Raw genomic sequence first — 18,093 nt, 5'->3', positions numbered from 1 at the left:
ATGAAATCCGGGTGCATACCCATCCCCCCGAGGGAGCGAGCCTGCTCGCGAAGAGGCCAGCTCATCCACCATAAATGGCGACTGACCCACCGCCTTCGCGAGCAGGCTCGCTCCCACAGTGGCTATCTGTCGCTCTGGACATCCTGGCTCGTTCCCACAAGGATTTGGCCAATCACGCTGCCACCCGGCAGCACACGGATGCCCGTCAGGCATTTCGCCGCTACAATGCGCACCTCGACCGTGACAGCCTGACTAAAAAAAACTATGTCCTTGCCCAAGCATCACCTGGAATTGCTCAGCCCCGCCCGCGACGTCGCCATCGCCCGCGAGGCTATCCTGCATGGCGCTGACGCCGTGTACCTCGGCGGCCCGAGCTTCGGCGCGCGCCACAACGCCTGCAACGAAGTGAGCGATATCGCCGGTCTGGTGGAATTCGCCCATCGCTACCACGCCCGGGTGTTCACCACCATCAACACCATCCTGCACGACAACGAACTGGAGCCGGCCCGCAAGCTGATCCACGAGCTGTACGATGCCGGGGTCGATGCGCTGATCGTCCAGGACCTGGGCGTGATGGAACTGGACATCCCGCCGATCGAGCTGCACGCCAGCACCCAGACCGACATCCGTACCCTGGCGCGGGCGAAATTCCTTGATCAGGCCGGTTTCTCGCAACTGGTGCTGGCCCGCGAGCTGAACCTGCAGGAAATCCGCGCCATCGCCGACGAGACCGACGCGGCGATCGAGTTTTTCATCCATGGCGCGCTGTGCGTGGCGTTCTCCGGTCAGTGCAACATTTCCCACGCGCAGACCGGGCGCAGTGCCAACCGTGGCGACTGCTCCCAGGCCTGCCGTCTGCCGTACACCCTCAAGGACGAAAAGGGCGGGGTGATCGCCTACGAGAAGCACCTGCTGTCGATGAAGGACAACAACCAGAGCGCCAACATCCGCGCCCTGGTTGAAGCCGGCGTGCGTTCGTTCAAGATCGAAGGGCGCTACAAGGACATGGGCTATGTGAAGAACATCACGGCCTACTACCGTCAGCGCCTGGACGAGGTCCTCGAAGATCGCCCGGACCTGGCCCGTGCTTCCAGTGGCCGCACGGCGCACTTCTTTGTGCCCGACCCGGACAAGACCTTCCACCGTGGCAGTACCGACTACTTCGTCAGCGAACGCAAGATCGACATCGGCGCCTTCGATTCGCCGACCTTCACCGGTCTGCCGGTGGGCGTGGTGGAAAAAGTCGGCAAGCGTGACCTGATCGTGGTTACCCAGGAGCCGCTGTCCAACGGCGATGGCCTCAATGTGCTGGTCAAGCGCGAGGTCGTGGGCTGGCGAACCAATATCGCCGAACCGAAAGGCGAGTTTGAAGAGGACGGCGAAAAGCGCTATCGCTACCGCGTCGAGCCTAACGAGATGCCGAAGGGGCTGCACCAACTGCGCCCGAATCATCCTCTGAATCGCAACCTGGACCATAACTGGCAGCAAGCCCTGCAAAAGACTTCTGCCGAACGCCGCATCGGCGTGGCCTGGGTTGCACGCCTGGACGAGCAGCGTCTGCAACTGACGGTCACCAGTGAGGAGGGCGTTAGCGCCAGTGTCGCTCTGGACGGCCCGTTCGGTCTGGCCAACAAGCCGGAGCAGGCACTGGAGCAATTGCGTGACCTGCTGGGTCAGTTGGGCACCACTGAATACCACGCCACCGACATCAAGCTCGATGCACCCCAGGCATTCTTCATTCCCAACTCGCAGCTCAAGTCGCTGCGCCGGGAAGTGATCGAAGCGCTGACCGCGGCACGCATCAAGGCGCACCCACGGGGTGGTCGCAAGGCCGAAACCAATCCGCCGCCGGTGTACCCGGAATCGCACCTGTCGTTCCTGGCCAACGTCTATAACCAGAAGGCCCGGGATTTCTACCACCGTCACGGGGTCAAGCTGATCGACGCGGCCTACGAGGCGCACGAGGAACCGGGCGAAGTGCCGGTGATGATCACCAAGCACTGCCTGCGTTTCTCCTTCAACCTGTGCCCGAAACAAGCCAAGGGCGTCACCGGCGTGCGCACCAAAGTGGCGCCGATGCAGCTGATTCACGGCGATGAAGTGCTGACGCTGAAGTTCGACTGCAAACCCTGCGAGATGCACGTGATCGGCAAGATGAAGGGCCACATCCTTGATTTGCCGCAGCCGGGCAGCGTTCAGCCGGTCGTTGGCTACATCAGCCCGGACGACCTGCTCAAGACCATTCCGCGCGCTCCGCACTGAGTCCGCAGACTCTGTAGGAGCAAAGCTTGCTAGCGACGACGGCAGCAGATTCAACATTCTCGTTGACTGACCTGTCGCCATCGCCGGCAAGCCAGCTCCCACATGGTTTTGTGGCACACACACCTGCTGTGAGCACCTTGGATACCTGTGGGAGCGGGCTTGCCCGCGAAGAGGGCGGAACATTCAACACTTCAGTTGACTGACCGGCCGCCTTCGCGAGCAGGCTCGCTCCCACAATAGGTATTCCCCTGCAGAAGCAATCTCGCCCCCGCACTGGCAGCCCGCGCCGGCTGTGCTAGCGTCTTGAGGTCTACCCTCATTTGCGAGCTTCTGCCATGGACGAGACCATCGTTAATGTAACCACCGAGAAGTTCAACGCGGTCATGGCCGTGATACAGGCCTACGGTGTGGCCTTCGCGGTCAAGGTTCTGAGCGCCATCGCCTTCTGGATCGTCGGGCGCTGGCTGATCGGCTTTGCCGTCGGCATGGTGCAGAAAGCCCTGGGCAAGCAGCAGGTCGACCCGACCGTGCTGCGCTATGTCGGCTCGGCCATCACCGTGACCCTGAACATCATCCTGGTGATTGCCATCCTCGGTTACCTGGGGATGCAGACCACCACCTTCGCGGCACTGCTCGCCGCGGTCGGCCTGGCGATCGGCATGGCCTGGTCCGGGTTGCTGGCCAACCTGGCGGCCGGCGCCTTCATCATTGTGCTGAGACCCTTCAAGGTCGGTGATTTCATCTCGGCAGGCGGGGTCGTCGGCACCGTGACCGAGATCGGCTTGTTCGCCACCGCGATCAATACCCCGGACAACGTCCTGACCCTGGTGGGCAACAACAAGATTTTCAGCGACAACATCCAGAACTTCACCCACAACCCGTTCCGCCGTGTCGAGCTCAAGGCGCAACTGTCCGGCGCCGCAGACTGGAAGGCCGCCGCTGCCTTGCTGAAAGAAAAAATCGCCGCGGTACCCAATGTGCTCGAAACGCCGGCGGTCGATGTGGAAATCCTGGAGTTCAACCTGGTCGGTCCAGTGCTGGCGGTGCGTCCGTATTGCCACAACGAACACTACTGGCAGGTGTATTTCGACACCAACCGCATCATCAAGGATGCCCTGGGCGAAGCCGGTTTCCCGGCGCCGATGCCGGCGCAGACGGTGATTTTCCAGCAGGGTGCCCCGCTGCCCGGTGGGGTGGTGAGGGAGTGATCTGAACAGTCGCCAGCCTGGGCGGTTTGCGACGTCCTCCATCCAGTAATAAAGAAGCCCGCGTGGAAACAGCGGGCTTCGTTTTCCAGGGAACTGAACGACTCACGCCGCGATGTTCCCACCGTTGAGTTCCTTTTTGCAGGACGTTTTCATTGCCTCCATCTGCTTGCCCAAGGCCTCCAGTTCCGTTTTACCCAGAAGCTTTCTGGCTTCAGGAAACATCTGGGTTTCCTCTTCTTCAATGTGATGTTCAAGCAGTTCCTTGACCACTTTTGCGCGTCCGGAAAATTCGACACTGGCGGGATCCGTGGTCTTGAGATCAGGCATCACCAGCGAATCGACCGTGCGGTGTTCTTCCTTGGCCTCGTAATACATTTTTTCCTGCTCCTTACCGCCTGCTTTTTTATAAGCCGGGTAGAGAATCTCTTCTTCGAGCCTGGTGTGGATCATGATTTCCATCTCCAGCTTTCCAAGCAGCTCGGTGCGTTTTTTGACCGCCCGCTCGGTGGAGTCTTCCAGTTGAGTGAGGATGGCTTTCACGCGTTCGTGGTCGGCCTTGAGGATGTCGATGGCGTTCATTGTCTTGCCTCCAATGTCACGAGAAATGTCGGGCCGGCAGGCTCCGGCTGGCGGTTTTCCACCGTTGCGATGGATGTACGGCATTGGAAGACGCGCCCAGAAAAAAAGTGCGGCGCAGCGGACGAGCGGTTAAGACGGCTTTTGGAGTGTGGGAGCGAGCCTGCTCGCGAAGACGGCAGCACAGTCAACATCATGTTTGAATGACCCGACGCCTTCGCGAGCAGGCTCGCTCCCACATTTGGAGTCCCGCTCAGTTGCCATCCGCCACCTTGCGTTCGATCTCATCGACTTTGCGCTGAAACTCGTCCACCTCCGGCTCATCGGATGGCGCCGGGGAGGAGGGCAGTGGTTCATCTGGGTGGTCGTCATCGGTTGAAGCGGCAGGCTGTTCACGTTGATCGTTGTTCATGGCGTTTATCTCCAATGTGTAACCATTGGATAAACCACCGAGGGGCGAGTTCGAGATTTTTTGCCGAGGCGCTCGATCAGCGCCTGAACCTCAGGACGGCATGCAGGGCCAGGCAAATGAGCGCCCCGAGAAACGCCAGGGCCATGTCCTTCTGCGCGTCCCAGATATCCTTCTGGGTGGCCACGAAGGCTTCGGCTTGATCGTACCGGACGCGATCACGAGAGCGATGGCCATGGCCAGCATGACCGCTGCCTGGGCAGGCGAGGCCGGTTTAGCAACGGTCCGTTCATGATCGACCGGCATGTCTAAAGCGCGGTGTAACCGAAATAAAAGAAGGCTACGCCAGCGGCGATGGCAAAGGCGGTCAGGGCTTTCGTCGTATGGCGGCTTGTGTGCATCGAGCCAGCCGACCGATGCATATGCGTGCCGGAAACCAGGGGGCGGGCATAGAGTCCGTCCTTGGTTGCCCGATAGGTGTAGCGCAAGCCGATGAACACAAACAGGATGATCAGGCCCAGGGCGACTGCGCGGGTAATCACCGGGTTGACCAAGGGGCGGGGCGTGTCTTCGGCGCAGGCAGGGCTGTCGACTTCGGCGACGCTGATCCGTCCGCCGGCCATCGAAGCGGGCCGTGTGCCCTGGAGGGGTGACGCCTGTGGGTCCATGTCCAGCGTCTGATATTTCCAGAGCGTTGCCGAACCCTCCCGGCAATAGGTGAACGCGCTGGGGGTGGCGGCGGAGATGATACAAGCGTCGCTGATACCGTGTTTTTTCAGGGTTTCGGTAGCCGACCTTGTGAAGTCCAGTTCAAGGACGGGAATAACCCCGTTGGCGCTCGCACCGGCCGAAACCAACAAGCCTCCCAAGAGGCAAAGCGTTGAAATGTTCAAGGTTGAATGTCCTTGTTTTTATTGGCCTTCTGATAGGACGGGCGAGTGCCTGGTCGCGCCATGAGTGAAGTCTAGATGGTCAATGGCAACTTGACGGACGAAAGTGCACAGATCATGCGCGTCCTTTTTTCAACGACCGATGACATGGCGCACAGCGTTTTCCTGTGCCTTACTCGGAGATTGAACCGGGGAGGGTGATGAATGCGACGCAGAGGCGCACCGTTCTGGCTATGGCTCAACAAACGCTTACCCATCAAAACCTATGAGGATGTGCTGAACGACGGCCGGCAGATCGAAGTGCAGGCGCGCATCACGCTGGAGGGAATGACCCAGGTTTTTATCGGGATCTACGACGCCAGTGGTGGTGCCATGTTCGAAGCCTTTTCGGATCGCAGTTTCCGTGAACCGCTTGCGGCGGCATTGAAATGGGGAGCACGGCGGGCCCGGGAACTCGTTCTGGAGACTGAGCCGTTCGTGGCGCCTCACCGGGCACAACTGACGTTGAGCCCGTTGATCACCGACGAAGCGGTACTGGCCCTGCGGCGGATGGAGATGACTGACAGCGAGCGCCTGAAAATCAGGGCCAGCGACGCCTAGGCTGAATATCACGCGGCCCATGCGGCCATGCTCGAATTGATGCGCTCGACGACCTCGGTCGACCCGCAGATCTGGTCCGACCACCGCGAGCGTCTGCGCCAGGCCATTGATCGCCGGGTCTGGGTCCAGCGCGGTTACCTGCCCTCAACACAATCGTCAGGCGACGAGGACAACAGCAATCATGAAAAAGGAAATCACTGACTCACAGGAAGAGACGGGCTCTGCCTCCGACCTGATCGACGCGAAAATCCGCGAGTTGAACGATTGGCGCGGCCAGACGCTGGCGCGGGTCCGGGCGCTGGTCAAGCAGGCCGACCCCGAGGTGGTCGAGGAAGTGAAGTGGCGGGGCGTGCCGGTATGGTCGCACGGCGGGATTATCTGCACTGGCGAGACCTACAAGAACGCGGTGAAGATGACCTTCGCCAGGGGCGCCGCGCTGGACGATCCTTCAGGGCTGTTCAACTCGAGCCTTGAAGGCAACACCCGGCGCGCCATCGATCTGCATGAAGGCGACACCATTGATGAAGCGGCCCTGAAGGCATTGATTCGCGCCGCCGTGGCGCTCAATGCCGCCAAACGCAAATGACCGGACGACGTACCCCTGTAGGAGCGAGCTTGCTCGCGATAAACCTGAGAACGGCGCGGGCATTCAGAAGCCCCGCGTCATCGTTGATGTCCATCGCGAGCAAGCTCGCTCCTACAAGGGGGCAAACCATCAACCGCGTTTCGGCAGCGTCCAGTTCGGCCGGATGAAGTGGCAGGTGTAGCCGTTGGGGTAGTGCTCCAGGTAGTCCTGGTGCTCAGGCTCCGCTTCCCAGAATGGCCCGGCGGGCTCGATCTCGGTGACGACCTTGCCAGGCCAGAGGCCCGAGGCCTCGACGTCGGCCACGGTGTCTTCAGCGATCAGCTTCTGTTCATCGCTCAGAAAATAGATTGCCGAACGATAGCTGGTGCCCAGGTCATTGCCCTGGCGGTTTTTGGTGGTCGGGTCGTGGATCTGGAAGAAAAACTCGAGAATCTGGCGATAGCTGATCTGGTCCGGGTCGAAGACGATTTCAATCGCCTCGGCGTGGGTGTCATGGTTGCGGTAGGTCGCATTGGCTACATCGCCGCCCGAATAACCGACCCGCGTGGCAAGCACCCCCGGGTAGCGTCGCAGCAGATCCTGCATGCCCCAGAAGCAGCCACCGGCGAGGATGGCGGTTTCGGTGTTGGTCGTCATGTTACGCACCTCCCATCAGTGAGCGGCCTCGTTGAGCGAGGCCGTCAGACCCTCATTGCATTTTGCTGTGATCCATCTTGCTATGGTCCATCTTGCCGTGATCCATCGCACCGAGCGAACGCGCTTCAGCCTCGACCTTGATCGTCTCTTTTTCGCCCTTGGCGTTTTCCACGGTCAGGGTCAGGGGCACTTTACTGCCTTCTGCCACCTGGGCCGTCAGGTCTATCAGCATGACGTGGTAGCCGTTTGGATCCAGGCTCACCGGTTTGCCGGCCGGCAATGCGACGGACTCGACCTGGCCCATGCGCATCACATCGTCTTTCATGCTCATCTGGTGGATTTGCACGGTTTTCGCGACGGGCGATTGCACGCTGAGCAGCTTGCTGTCCGTGTCGGCCTGCAGGGTCATGAAGGCGCCGGTCGAGTGCTGGCCGGCCACGGTGGCGCGGACCCAGGCGTCATTGACCTCGGTTTGCGCGGACACTTGCCAAGCCATGCCGATCAGGGACATTCCCAGTACAAGCTGTTTGATACGGGTTGTGCACAACGAAGTCATCAGCAGACCTCCATGACGGTGAGCAGGTCTTCTGCGCACTCTTGAGCGGTAAGGGACGCGGACAGGCCCAGGCGCAGGTTGCCCCGGGAGTCGAACACGTAGCTGGTCGCGGTATGGGAAAGCGTGTAGGTGTCGCCGCTCGGAACTTTCTCGAAGAATACGCCGAACTCCTTGGCGGTGGCGGCGGTTTCTTCCAGGGTGCCGGACAGCGCCTCGAATGTCGGATCGAAGGCCTTGACGTATTTGTCGAGCATTTCGGGCGTATCGCGCTCGGGGTCCAGGGTGATGAAGATCACTTGCAGACGCTCGCCATCGCGACCCATCAGTTTTTTCGCCTGGGCCGCGCGGGCCAGGGTCGTCGGGCAGACGGCCGGGCATTGGGTGAAACCGAAGAAGATCATCGGCATCAGGCCCTGGTAGCTGCCCAGCATCCGGGTTTCGCCCTGGGCGTCCTTGAGCTTGAAGGAGCGCCCCATGATCTTGTCGCTCAGATCCTTGCCGTACTTGAACGACAGCTTGCTGCTGTCATCGCAGCCGGCGAGCAAGCCAAGGCCCAGCAGGCTCATGCCTTGCAGGACCGTGCGACGGGAATACAACGTACTCATGGAAATAAAGCTTCCTGTGTAGCGACAGAAAAAACACAGTGCCTGACGGATCAGACGAAAAAAAGCGCGTGGATGTTAACAAACTGTTGCCCGTTGGCGCTTAATCGATCGCCCGCCGGCCTGCGCCAAAACGTCGCGGGGCCTTGACTACACGAAGATACAAATGGCCCGCGCGCGGACACATTGCAGATACATCAGCGCGGTTCCATGGGGGCGTCCAATCCCCCACAGAGAGCATTGCCATGTTCCGTAAACTGAAGCAGGTCGCCCGGTTCTTCCGCCAAAGCGCGCAGTCGATGGTGGGCGTTCCCGATTACGACAACTATGTGGCGCTCATGGCTGCCAAATCCCCGGGTGAGCCAGTCATGACTTATGAGGCGTTTTTCCGTGAGCGCCAGGAAGCACGGTTTGGCCGGGGCAAGTGCAATACGCGGTGCTGCTGAAACACCGCGAACCCTGTGGCGAGGGGATTTTTGTGGCGAGGGGATTTATCCCCGTTGGACTGCGCAGCAGTCCCACTTTTCGGGCGACTTCACAACCCAACGGGGATAAATCCCCTCGCCACAAAAGCTCGCTCCCCAGAGTGGTCCTTTGACCACTACATGCACTTTTATAAAGCGCAAAGCCTGATAGCGTGCACCAGCGCGTAGCGGTTTGCCGACCGATCTTCCCGTCGGCCACGTCCGGCCAGTTGAATACGATTCGCCTTGAAACCCGCCTGAACCGCCGTCCCCGTGACATTTTCCCATCCCCGGTCTTCGACTGGCACAAACCCTGCAATGATCCCCTCAAGCCCCTCTACATAGATGGGCAGCCCACTCGGTCAACGACGATCGATCAACCGCACAGGTCGTGGGCAATATCGGTGGATCAGGCATGGCCGTCTGGTTTCAACACCGCAAAAGAACAGGCAAAGACGCCTGGAACCGCAAGGTTTCAGGCGTTTTTTTTTGCTTTTTGAACCGTGATGGGCTTTTGGGCAGGTGTCGTTTATGAATTCCAATGTAGCCACGTTGAACAAACTGCAAACGCTGATCGTGATCGGCAATGGCATGGTCGGACACCATTGTGTCGAGCAGTTGATCGAGGGCGGGGCCCTTGACCGCTATCGTCTGCATGTTTTTAGCGAAGAGCCGATGCGTGCTTATGACCGTGTGCATCTGTCCGAGTATTTTTCCGGTCGCGATGCCGAATCCCTGGCGCTGAGCGATGCCTCGCTGTACCAGACGCCCGGCGTCACGTTGCACCTGGGTGTGCCGGTGCTGGAAATCGACCGCGAACAGCGTCAGGTGATCACCGCACAGGGGGGCGTGCATTACGACAAGCTGGTCCTGGCAACCGGTTCTTATCCGTTCGTGCCGCCGATTGAAGGCGCCGAGGGTGATTCGCGTCTGGTCTATCGCACGCTGGAAGACCTCGATGCCATTCGTGCGGCGGCGGCCAATGCGCGGCGCGGTGTGGTGGTCGGCGGTGGCCTGCTCGGATTGGAAGCCGCCAATGCGCTCAAGAGTCTGGGGCTTGAAGCCCATGTGGTGGAATTCGCGCCACGGCTGATGCCGGTGCAACTGGATGACCTGGGTGGCCTGGCGCTCAAGGCGCAGATCGAACGCTTGGGCGTCGGTGTGCATTTGTCCCGCGCCACCCAATCGATCAGCGCGGGCGAGGACTATCGCTACCGCATGAATTTCGCCAACGACGAGTTCCTGGAAACCGATCTGGTGGTGTTCTCCGCCGGTATCCGCGCCCAGGATGCGCTGGCCCGTCAATGTGCACTGGAAATCGGCCCGCGCGGTGGCGTCGTGATCGACGACACCTGCCTGAGTTGCGACCCGAACATCTACGCCATCGGCGAATGCGCGGCCTGGAACGGCAGCCTGTTCGGTCTGGTCGCCCCGGGTTACCAGATGGCTCGCAGCGTTGCCGCGCGGCTGTGTGACGACGTCGCTGAGCCGTTCCAGGGCGCCGACATGTCGACCAAACTCAAGTTACTGGGGGTCGATGTCGGTTCCATCGGCGATGCCCACGCCAACACGCCCGGCGCCCGCAGTTATCAGTTTATCGACGAGACCACCGCCAGCTATCGGCGTCTGGTGGTGGACGCCAGCGGCAAGCAGGTGCTCGGCGCGGTGCTGATCGGCGACAACAGCTATTACGACACGCTGCTGCAATACATGCAGAACGCGATTGCCTTGCCATCCGAACCGGCCGCTTTGATTCTGCCGTCCTCTGAAGGCGCGCCGACCCTTGGCCCTGGCGCCTTGCCGGAAACGGCCACGGTCTGCTCGTGCCATAACGTCACCAAGGGCGCCATCTGCTCGGCCATTGACGGCGGCTGCACCGACCTCGGCCTGCTCAAGTCGCAGACCAAGGCCTGCACCGGTTGCGGCGGTTGCGCCGGGCTGCTCAAGCAAGTCTTCGAACACGAGTTGATTGCCCGTGGCGTCAGCGTCGACAAGAGCCTGTGCGAGCACTTCGCCTACACCCGTCAGGAACTGTATGCGCTGGTACGGGTGGAAGGGGTGATCACCTTCGAAGAACTGCTTGCCAAGCACGGCCGTGGTCACACCGGTTGCGATGTGTGCAAGCCGGCCGTGGGCTCGATCCTGGCGTCGTGCTGGAACCAGCCGATCATGGACCCGTCGCTGGTGCCGTTGCAGGACACCAACGACACCTTCATGGCCAACATGCAGAAAAACGGCACCTACTCGGTGGTGCCGCGCATTCCCGGTGGCGAGATCACTGCGGATAAGCTGATCGCCATCGGCGTCGTCGCGAAGAAATACGACCTCTACACCAAGATTACCGGCGGCCAGCGCATCGACCTGTTCGGCGCGCAATTGCATCAATTGCCGGACATCTGGGGTGAATTGATTGAAGCCGGTTTCGAAACCGGCCACGCCTACGGCAAGTCGACCCGTACGGTGAAGTCCTGCGTCGGCAGCACCTGGTGCCGTTACGGCGTGCAGGACAGCGTGCAGATGGCCCTGACGATCGAGGATCGCTACAAAGGCCTGCGTTCGCCGCACAAGCTCAAGTTCGCGGTGTCCGGTTGCACCCGTGAATGCGCCGAGGCGCAAAGCAAGGACGTGGGGGTGATCGCGACTGAAAAGGGCTGGAACCTGTACATCGCCGGCAACGGCGGCATGCGTCCGCGTCACGCCGAGCTGTTCGCCACCGATCTGGATGATGCGACCCTGATCCGCTACATCGACCGCTTCCTGATGTTCTACATCCGTACCGCCGACAAACTGCAGCGCACTTCGGTGTGGCGCGAAAGCCTGGAGGGCGGCCTGGACTACCTCAAGGACGTAATCATCCACGACAGCCTGGGCCTTGGCGCCGAACTGGAGTCGCAAATGCAGCTGGTGGTCAATCGCTACGAATGCGAGTGGGCCAACGCCCTCAAGGACCCGGAAAAACTCAAGCGCTTCCGCACCTTCGTCAACGATAAACGGCCGGACCCGGACATCCACTTCGTCCAGGAACGCGGTCAACGTCGGCCGATCATGGCCAGCGAACTCAACCTGATCCCTGTCACCGAGGAGAGCGTCTGATGACTCAGTCCAATACTCAACGCGTTGAAAACACTGTGTCTGCCAACTGGCAATCGGTGTGCAGCCAGCAGGACCTGGTGAACGATTCGGGCGTGGTGGTGTGGCTGGACGGCGCGCAAGTGGCGCTGTTCTACCTGCCGGGCATGGAGGGCAAAAACCTCTACGCCATCGACAACCACGATCCGCAATCGGGGGCCAATGTCATCGGTCGTGGTCTGGTGGGCAGCATCAAGGGTGATCTGGTGGTGGCGTCGCCTATCTACAAGCAGCACTTTCGCCTGGAAGACGGCACTTGCCTGGAGTACCCGCAGCAGCGTTTGCGGGTCTGGCCGGTGCGGTTGAACGAGGGCAGGGTGGAGGTCGGCGTGGTCTGATCACCCCACCCCCTGTGGGAGCGAGCCTGCTCGCGAAGGACGTCAACGATAACGCGCCCTGTCTGAATGAGCGCGTTGCCTGGGCGTTTTTCGCGAGCAGGCTCGCTCCCGCAGAAATGCGCTCTTCGCCTCCCTTTTTCAGATGATCGAGTTGATATCAAGCGGCTGGGCCGCCAGCCGACGCTCGGAATCCAATAACGGCGGAAGGCTGGCGTACTGTTCCGACTGCTGATTTTCAGTGTGCTTTGCCCAGCGCGCCACGCTGCCGGCGAACTCCGCGGACTGGGCCGCGTTGCCGTACACATCTGCCAGTGTGAGCCGGCGATAGTGCAAGGTTTGCAGGCGTTCGCGGGTTTGCTCCAGTCGATCACGTTCCTTGAACATAGCGCTCATGGCTGCTTTTTCCGCGGCTGTCGGGCCACGCGGTCCCTCGTCGTAACGCATTTGGCGAATATGCTCGTACAGTTTCGCCTTGAGCGTCGCCAATGCGTTATCGATCAGATAATACTCATGGCCGGTCACCACGGTTCTGCTGTTTTCCTGGGTCTGCTGCCAGCGGCGCAAGGTCGCCCAGGCGAAAGGAATGTAGCTGGCCACCATCATGTGATCCTGGTAGTCGATCATTTGCGCCAGCAGGTTGCCGCGTACCGGCATATCGCCACGCCACTGCTGCAGTATCCGGGTGCAGGCGGCGTGTTCGATGGACTCGCAGGTCGGGTCCCACAACAGCGCCGACGTCTCCCGGTCACCGAAACGCACGGGCATAAAGTGCTGTTGCTGGCCGTGATGCTCATAAGGCGCACCGCCGACGCGCACCAACCCAGCGCCGAACACCAACAGGCCATAGCCGCTCAATACCGTCATCGTCAGGCCCGGCACCCAGACTTTCCAGTTGGCATCCATCCAGCGCGCGGGCACGCCGGGCACGGGGTCGTTGTTGTTGACCATGCGGTGGTGAACGAGCTCGGCGGCGCCCTGGACGAAGTCCGCGTCGCCGGTGCGAGGGGCGCCGTAGGTGTAGAGGAGGATGTTGTAATCGTCGCCTGGGAACCGGCGCAGTGCTTCTGCCAGCAACAAGGCGATGGCACCGCCGAGGCTGTGACCACAGATGATGACTTTCTGGCCGGCATGAAATCTATCCAGATAACGCAGGACGAAATCCTGAATTGCGCGAAACGCATCATAAAAGCCCTTGTGCACCTTGCCGACGCCCTCCTCGAACGGCACCTGCAGCGCGTCCACATCACGGATCGCGTCCTTCAAACTGGCCGTGCCACGCACCGCAATCAGGATGACTTCGTCGTGATGACAGATGAACGCCTGGGTATCACCGCCATCCTCTTGGTCATCGAAAAAATGCTGGTTGGCCGGATGCTCCTGATCCTCGCCTTGGTCCGGGTGATTGGATGCATACAGCGTCGGGTCGAACGGCAGGATCTCCAGGCGTTTGGAATAGGGCACGTCTTCGTACAGCGGGTAGAACCGTTGGCGCTGGCCTTTGTCGATGCGCCAGTTTTCGCGAAAACCGGCCAGCGCCTCGCCGAACAGATGGCCAACGCTCGGATCCTCGGCGAAACGCACCCTGTCCACCGGCCTTTTCGCCGGGTCCTGGCCGAAGTCGGTGTAACTCAAGGTCGCCATCAGGGCCAGTTGATAGAGGTTCAGGGCACAGAACTGGTCATCGGTGGACAGCAGTGGCCGCAACGCACGCAGCGGCCGCACTTCCAGCACATTGTGCTGGTTGGGGCTCAGGGCGATGCCGAAGGGATGCTCGGGACCGATCCCCAGTTCGCTCATGGCCCGCAGCAGCGAACTTTGCGGTTCGTAGAAGCGCTTGACCACCGGCGGCAGGTGCGCGCCGTGCCGGACCAGGTCGCGGACTTCGACCTGGATGAAGACGTCGGCGTCCTTGATGGCCGGGTTGTGCTCGCGGCGGAAGCCGTCTTCGTGGAAGAAGCGGGTTTGTTCGGCGCGGACCTGGAGTTCGGTGATGGGGAGGGGGTAGTGCTTTCTTTTCAGCAAGGCACGATAAACGCCGTCTACTCCGCCATAGGCGTCATTCAGTGTTAGCACCAGAGGGCCACGATAGTGGTTCTCCAACTTGGCGAAGCCTTCGCCATTCAACCTCCCGGAATACTCCTGGCCAACACTGTCGACGACGGTGTAACGCAAACCGCCATAGGGTTTGCCATCACCCTGTTCGTCAACCAACCGAAAACTCGTCCAATGCCCCCGCGGCGGGCAGGCCAGCATCTTGCTGCTGAAAAAACGGTCCTCTTGCTCCTTGTCCATGGTGTTGCTCCTTTATTCAGTACAGTTGGGATAGACAGTGCATTCACGACCGTCAGGCATGATGAAAGACTTGAAATCAACGGTATTTCCCAAGCAGAAGGCGTACTGGTCTTCAAGACTTTTACCTAAACAACGCTTCCAGCCTTGCGGAAAACGAATCCAGGTGTCGCCCATGTAGGGCTCTTCTTCCTTTGCCATCCTGAACACCATCCTCACCGTCCGGCCCGGTAACTGATCGCGCTGCAGCACCCCGCCGGCCATGCGATTCAGCATTTGTCCGTCCTCGTCACTAGCTCGGCAATGCAGGATTTTTCGGATGCTGCGTTTGGGTCCTAAAGTGCGAAACAACCACTGACACTGCCCTTGAAACTCCTGGACACCCGCGCCAGGAAACGCGGGAGAATTCATCCCAAGCACATCGCGAAAAGTCAGGCTGGCATAGTCCCCGCCTATTTCGGACCAATGCGTTCCCCACTTCGCATCCAGGTTCAATTTCAAACTTCTCAACACCAGCGGGCAGCCACCCGCACGCGTCGTCAGCGGAATCTGAAACTCCGCCGTGCGCGCAACGTTCTGGTATTCACTGGTGAAGAACTTGCGATTGGGTGCCACTTTTCCGCGCTGGCGCGGTGGGGCCTCGCAGGTTTCGCCGGTGGCCGGCACATAAAAGGCGTCGGCCTTGACCCGGAAATCCGCTGGCACGTCGGCCTGCAAGGTGAAGGTTTCTGCCGGGGCAAACACGCAACCGCCGGTGGCGAGCGCCAACAGGCTGATTGCCAGTGTGCGAGCCCGTTGCCCGTACCTGAGCAGCGAAAATGAGGGGTGATCGAAAACTGGCTGTTCGCGTTCCTGGCGTGCCGTCACTCTTACTACTCCTGCCGATTGACCTCGTTAAACGAAGTATCAACAGGGGGTGTTCCCGTCATCCAAAACTGTTTGGAGGCCCCGGAAACGTTTGGGATCGCTCCTACGACAGCCTCTGAAATATCTGACGTATCCGGTTAGGCAGATGCTCCGGATCGGATTGGCTGGCCCCTGTATTGGGGCCGGGGGAGGGGACAAAAAATCGAACAAAGAATATCCAGCGGACTGAGTACGGTTACCGGGATCGCCAGTTCATTGTCATGAACATCAAAAGTGCCTTTCCCGGTAATCCGTTTACAACTTTTTTGGGTTACTCCAGCATCAGAATTTAAACGCCTGTCGTCCTACCAGTAGCCATTTCCCATCCTGTTTCTGCCAGACCTGGAAGTTCTCGATTTCAGTCGGCACCACTTCGCTGCCCTTGATGGCCTGGCCGGAAAAGTGGTGGCGGACCAGTGCGACATCACCGGTTACGCTGATAGTCTGGTTTTGCATTTCCAGGGTCTTGAACGCGCTTTTGCCGGTTTCGATGTCGGCGATGAAATCTTTCTTGCCCTGGATTTTGCCGCTGGAATGCCCGTAGGTCAGGTTCTCGGCGGTCAGGGCCTGAAGTTGCGCGATGTTCTTGTGCAGCATGGCGTCGGTCAGGTGGTCGACGGCCTGGGCGACGTCCTTGTCACTCGAAGGGGCGGCGGCTGCGACGTAGCCGCTGAACAGGCAGAGAAATCCAATCAGCACTTTGACTTTTTTCATGGGTGTTTCCTTGTTGTTGTAAGTTGTCGTACAACATAGCAAATTTCCTCGGAAAAGGAAGGCGAAACATAGGGGATGGATTAAGGCCGACATCGACCGCACGTCGCTAAAATCGTGTTTTCCGGGTGCAGGGTTTTAATTACCGCCCGGGCCAGCCGATAACCATTTCGGCAATGGGCCTTCTTCGGATGGTGAAGCCACCCACCGACAAACGTGCGAAAAGAGGAACCACAGAGTGTCCATAAAACTGCGTTTACTGTTGCTGATCGGGACAGGCGTGCTGACCGCCTTGATCATGGGGCTGGTGAGTTACCTGGGAAATGGCCAGATGGCGCGCGCGGTGCAAGACAATGATGTCGGCATGGCCGCGCTGCGCAATCACCTCGAAGCCGACATGATGCACGACGCACTGCGCGCCGATGTGCTGTCGGCGATGCTGGTGGGGCTGGGCAAAAGCACCAGCAGCCAAGCCGAGGTGCGCAGCTCCATCGAAGAACACACCGCGCACTTTCGGCAGATGCTCGGCGACAATCTCAAGTTGCCGGTCAACGACACCCTGAAAACCGCGTTGAACCAGATCAAACCCAGCCTTGATACCTACATCAGTGCCGCCGAACGCATTGTCGGTCTGGCCCTGGAGAGTCCCGAAGCGGCGCAAAAGGAATTGAGTTCCTTCAACCATGCGTTCAGCCAGCTGGAAGACCAGATGGCCGCCCTCAGCGAGTTGATTGAAAGCAACACGCAACAGACCAGCCAAGGCACGGCGCAGGCCATCAGCAATGCCAACTTCACCGTCGGTGCGGTGCTCATCGCCAGCCTGTTGCTGCTGCTCGCGCTCGGCCGCTCGGCCATTGTGAGCATCATGGGGCCGCTGCAGACCGCCAGCCGCATCGCCGACAGCATCGCCCATGGCAACCTGAGCGAGCCGATTGTCGAAACCGGTCGTCAGGACGAAGCCAGCCGGTTGATCCGCAGCCTGGCCACCATGCAGCGGGATTTGCGCGGCATGATCGAAGTGGTGCGCAGCAACGCCCATGGCGTCAGCGGCATGAGCGAATTGCTGAGCAACGGTTGCCACGAGGTGGCCGGCAGCAGCCAGCAGCAAAGCGTCGCGGCCAGCACCATGGCCGCCGCCGCCAGCGAAATGACCGCGAGCATCGAGGAAATCACCCGGCATGCCGAGCGGGCGCTGAACATGGCCAACCAGGCCGAGGCCTTGGCCAAGGATGGTGGGCGGGTGATCCATCAGGTGGTCAACGACATGGACGGCATCGCCCGTTCGGCGCAGCAGTCGGCCCAGGTGATCCGCACGCTGGACAAGGAATCCGAAGGGATTTTCAGCATCATCCAGGTGATCAAGGGCATCGCCGACCAGACCAACCTGTTGGCATTGAACGCCGCCATCGAAGCCGCCCGCGCCGGTGAACAAGGGCGCGGATTTGCCGTGGTGGCCGACGAAGTGCGCAGCCTGGCCGGACGCACCAGCGCCTCCACCCAGGAAATCGCCGCCATGGTCTCGCGCATCCAGCAGAGCACCCGCGAAGCCGTCATCAGCATGGAAGAGGGCGTGTCGCAGGTCGACAAGGGCATGGCCGTGACTGCCGACGTCGAACGCGCCATCCGCGAAATCCTCGACGCCACCCTCAGCACGACGCAACTGGTCAATGACATCAGCCGCACCATTGGTGAGCAGAGCCTGGCCAGCAATGAAATCGCCCATCAGGTGGAGATGATTGCAGGGATGTCCGAAGGCAACAGCAAGGTGATTGGGCAGACGGCTTCGACCACCGATGAGTTGTCTTCATTGGCGGGCAAGCTTTCGCAGTCGGTGGATCGCTTCAGGCTCTGATACATCCCTTCATTGTGTGCAGGCTTTGAGGGCCTCTTCGCGAGCAGGCTCGCTCCCACAGTTGGAATGCATTCCCCTG

16 protein-coding genes and 2 pseudogenes are annotated in these 18,093 nt (G+C 60.2%); 8 read left to right on the top strand and 10 right to left on the bottom strand.

The genetic code is table 11. The features are described from left to right. The first annotated feature begins 264 nt into the window (after positions 1-264). Positions 265-2,262 carry a U32 family peptidase gene (locus tag HNQ83_RS23985; RefSeq protein WP_175391235.1) on the top strand — a complete coding sequence of 666 codons (1,998 nt, stop codon included), beginning with the start codon at positions 265-267 and terminating at the stop codon, positions 2,260-2,262. A gap of 335 nt (positions 2,263-2,597) precedes the next feature. Next, positions 2,598-3,470 (top strand): mechanosensitive ion channel family protein, encoded by an 873-nt coding sequence (locus HNQ83_RS23980; protein WP_175391234.1) that lies wholly within the window; start codon positions 2,598-2,600, stop codon positions 3,468-3,470. A 102-nt stretch (positions 3,471-3,572) separates the two neighbouring features. Here the strand turns inward: HNQ83_RS23980 and HNQ83_RS23975 are convergent, their stop codons facing one another. From HNQ83_RS23975 to HNQ83_RS23960, 4 genes and pseudogenes are all read right to left on the bottom strand, one after another. Continuing rightward, a complete protein-coding gene (locus HNQ83_RS23975) occupies positions 3,573-4,049 on the bottom strand; it encodes a hemerythrin domain-containing protein (RefSeq protein ID WP_175391233.1) in 477 nt (158 codons plus the stop codon). Positions 4,050-4,299: 250 nt separating this feature from the next. Beyond that, positions 4,300-4,458, bottom strand: coding sequence for a hypothetical protein (locus HNQ83_RS23970; protein ID WP_175391232.1), 159 nt, complete (start codon positions 4,456-4,458; stop codon positions 4,300-4,302). Between the two features lie 76 nt (positions 4,459-4,534). After that, a pseudogene (locus HNQ83_RS23965) lies at positions 4,535-4,654 on the bottom strand (DUF2238 domain-containing protein); the annotation flags it as partial. Between the two features lie 109 nt (positions 4,655-4,763). After that, positions 4,764-5,348 carry a hypothetical protein gene (locus HNQ83_RS23960; RefSeq protein ID WP_175391231.1) on the bottom strand — a complete coding sequence of 195 codons (585 nt, stop codon included), beginning with the start codon at positions 5,346-5,348 and terminating at the stop codon, positions 4,764-4,766. A gap of 201 nt (positions 5,349-5,549) precedes the next feature. On the opposite strand from HNQ83_RS23960, the pseudogene HNQ83_RS23955 reads away from it, so the two are divergent. Both HNQ83_RS23955 and HNQ83_RS23950 read left to right on the top strand, forming a co-directional pair. Next, positions 5,550-6,146: pseudogene (locus tag HNQ83_RS23955) on the top strand (hypothetical protein). Beyond that, positions 6,127-6,531 carry a DUF1801 domain-containing protein gene (locus HNQ83_RS23950; protein WP_175391230.1) on the top strand — a complete coding sequence of 135 codons (405 nt, stop codon included), beginning with the start codon at positions 6,127-6,129 and terminating at the stop codon, positions 6,529-6,531. Before HNQ83_RS23955 ends, HNQ83_RS23950 begins: the two are co-directional and overlap by 20 nt. Before the next feature lie 129 nt (positions 6,532-6,660). Here HNQ83_RS23950 and msrA read toward each other — a convergent pair whose 3' ends face one another. Genes msrA through HNQ83_RS23935 form a run of 3 tightly spaced genes read right to left on the bottom strand, consistent with a single transcriptional unit; the run spans position 6,661 to position 8,328 of the window. Beyond that, the gene (msrA, locus tag HNQ83_RS23945) at positions 6,661-7,167 is read right to left on the bottom strand and encodes a peptide-methionine (S)-S-oxide reductase MsrA (RefSeq protein ID WP_175391229.1); all 507 of its coding nucleotides are present in this window, start codon (positions 7,165-7,167) and stop codon (positions 6,661-6,663) included. 52 nt (positions 7,168-7,219) lie between these two features. Further along, a complete protein-coding gene (locus HNQ83_RS23940; RefSeq protein WP_175391228.1) occupies positions 7,220-7,723 on the bottom strand; it encodes a copper chaperone PCu(A)C in 504 nt (167 codons plus the stop codon). Beyond that, complete coding sequence (locus tag HNQ83_RS23935; protein WP_175391227.1) at positions 7,723-8,328, bottom strand: SCO family protein; 606 nt, start codon at positions 8,326-8,328, stop codon at positions 7,723-7,725. Before HNQ83_RS23935 ends, HNQ83_RS23940 begins: the two co-directional genes overlap by 1 nt. A 242-nt stretch (positions 8,329-8,570) precedes the next feature. Between HNQ83_RS23935 and HNQ83_RS23930 the strand changes: the two genes are divergently transcribed. The 3 genes from HNQ83_RS23930 to nirD all read left to right on the top strand — a co-directional run bounded on the left by HNQ83_RS23930 (position 8,571) and on the right by nirD (position 12,256). Further along, positions 8,571-8,771 (top strand): YbdD/YjiX family protein, encoded by a 201-nt coding sequence (locus HNQ83_RS23930; RefSeq protein ID WP_175391226.1) that lies wholly within the window; start codon positions 8,571-8,573, stop codon positions 8,769-8,771. A 549-nt stretch (positions 8,772-9,320) separates the two neighbouring features. Then, positions 9,321-11,882 carry a nitrite reductase large subunit NirB gene (nirB, locus tag HNQ83_RS23925; RefSeq protein WP_175391225.1) on the top strand — a complete coding sequence of 854 codons (2,562 nt, stop codon included), beginning with the start codon at positions 9,321-9,323 and terminating at the stop codon, positions 11,880-11,882. After that, the gene (nirD, locus tag HNQ83_RS23920; protein ID WP_175391224.1) at positions 11,882-12,256 is read left to right on the top strand and encodes a nitrite reductase small subunit NirD; all 375 of its coding nucleotides are present in this window, start codon (positions 11,882-11,884) and stop codon (positions 12,254-12,256) included. Before nirB ends, nirD begins: the two co-directional genes overlap by 1 nt. 138 nt (positions 12,257-12,394) lie before the next feature. Here nirD and HNQ83_RS23915 read toward each other — a convergent pair whose 3' ends face one another. The 3 genes from HNQ83_RS23915 to HNQ83_RS23905 form a co-directional block, all read right to left on the bottom strand. Beyond that, entirely contained in the window at positions 12,395-14,548 is a 2,154-nt protein-coding gene (locus HNQ83_RS23915) for a lipase family protein (RefSeq protein ID WP_175391223.1), read from the bottom strand. Positions 14,549-14,560: 12 nt separating this feature from the next. Then, entirely contained in the window at positions 14,561-15,412 is an 852-nt protein-coding gene (locus HNQ83_RS23910) for a hypothetical protein (RefSeq protein ID WP_372241928.1), read from the bottom strand. Between the two features lie 321 nt (positions 15,413-15,733). Beyond that, positions 15,734-16,165, bottom strand: coding sequence for a nuclear transport factor 2 family protein (locus tag HNQ83_RS23905; RefSeq protein ID WP_175391222.1), 432 nt, complete (start codon positions 16,163-16,165; stop codon positions 15,734-15,736). Between the two features lie 235 nt (positions 16,166-16,400). On the opposite strand from HNQ83_RS23905, the gene HNQ83_RS23900 reads away from it, so the two are divergent. Further along, a complete protein-coding gene (locus HNQ83_RS23900) occupies positions 16,401-18,014 on the top strand; it encodes a methyl-accepting chemotaxis protein (protein WP_175391221.1) in 1,614 nt (537 codons plus the stop codon). The last annotated feature ends 79 nt before the right edge of the window (positions 18,015-18,093 follow it).

Source organism: Pseudomonas sp. C2B4, from assembly GCF_013359695.1.
Lineage (GTDB): Bacteria > Pseudomonadota > Gammaproteobacteria > Pseudomonadales > Pseudomonadaceae > Aquipseudomonas.
The sequence above is the reverse complement of the archived record's forward strand: the minus strand, read 5'-3'. Positions and strand labels throughout refer to the sequence as shown.

Excerpts from the sequence above, each read along its gene's own strand:
- HNQ83_RS23985 (WP_175391235.1), top strand. The coding sequence starts at position 265 with ATGTCCTTGCCCAAGCATCACCTGGAATTGCTCAGCCCCGCCCGCGAC.
- HNQ83_RS23980 (WP_175391234.1), top strand. The coding sequence starts at position 2,598 with ATGGACGAGACCATCGTTAATGTAACCACCGAGAAGTTCAACGCGGTC.
- HNQ83_RS23975 (WP_175391233.1), bottom strand. The coding sequence starts at position 4,049 with ATGAACGCCATCGACATCCTCAAGGCCGACCACGAACGCGTGAAAGCC.
- HNQ83_RS23970 (WP_175391232.1), bottom strand. The coding sequence starts at position 4,458 with ATGAACAACGATCAACGTGAACAGCCTGCCGCTTCAACCGATGACGAC.
- HNQ83_RS23950 (WP_175391230.1), top strand. The coding sequence starts at position 6,127 with ATGAAAAAGGAAATCACTGACTCACAGGAAGAGACGGGCTCTGCCTCC.
- msrA (WP_175391229.1), bottom strand. The coding sequence starts at position 7,167 with ATGACGACCAACACCGAAACCGCCATCCTCGCCGGTGGCTGCTTCTGG.
- HNQ83_RS23940 (WP_175391228.1), bottom strand. The coding sequence starts at position 7,723 with ATGACTTCGTTGTGCACAACCCGTATCAAACAGCTTGTACTGGGAATG.
- HNQ83_RS23935 (WP_175391227.1), bottom strand. The coding sequence starts at position 8,328 with ATGAGTACGTTGTATTCCCGTCGCACGGTCCTGCAAGGCATGAGCCTG.
- HNQ83_RS23930 (WP_175391226.1), top strand. The coding sequence starts at position 8,571 with ATGTTCCGTAAACTGAAGCAGGTCGCCCGGTTCTTCCGCCAAAGCGCG.
- nirB (WP_175391225.1), top strand. The coding sequence starts at position 9,321 with ATGAATTCCAATGTAGCCACGTTGAACAAACTGCAAACGCTGATCGTG.
- nirD (WP_175391224.1), top strand. The coding sequence starts at position 11,882 with ATGACTCAGTCCAATACTCAACGCGTTGAAAACACTGTGTCTGCCAAC.
- HNQ83_RS23915 (WP_175391223.1), bottom strand. The coding sequence starts at position 14,548 with ATGGACAAGGAGCAAGAGGACCGTTTTTTCAGCAGCAAGATGCTGGCC.
- HNQ83_RS23905 (WP_175391222.1), bottom strand. The coding sequence starts at position 16,165 with ATGAAAAAAGTCAAAGTGCTGATTGGATTTCTCTGCCTGTTCAGCGGC.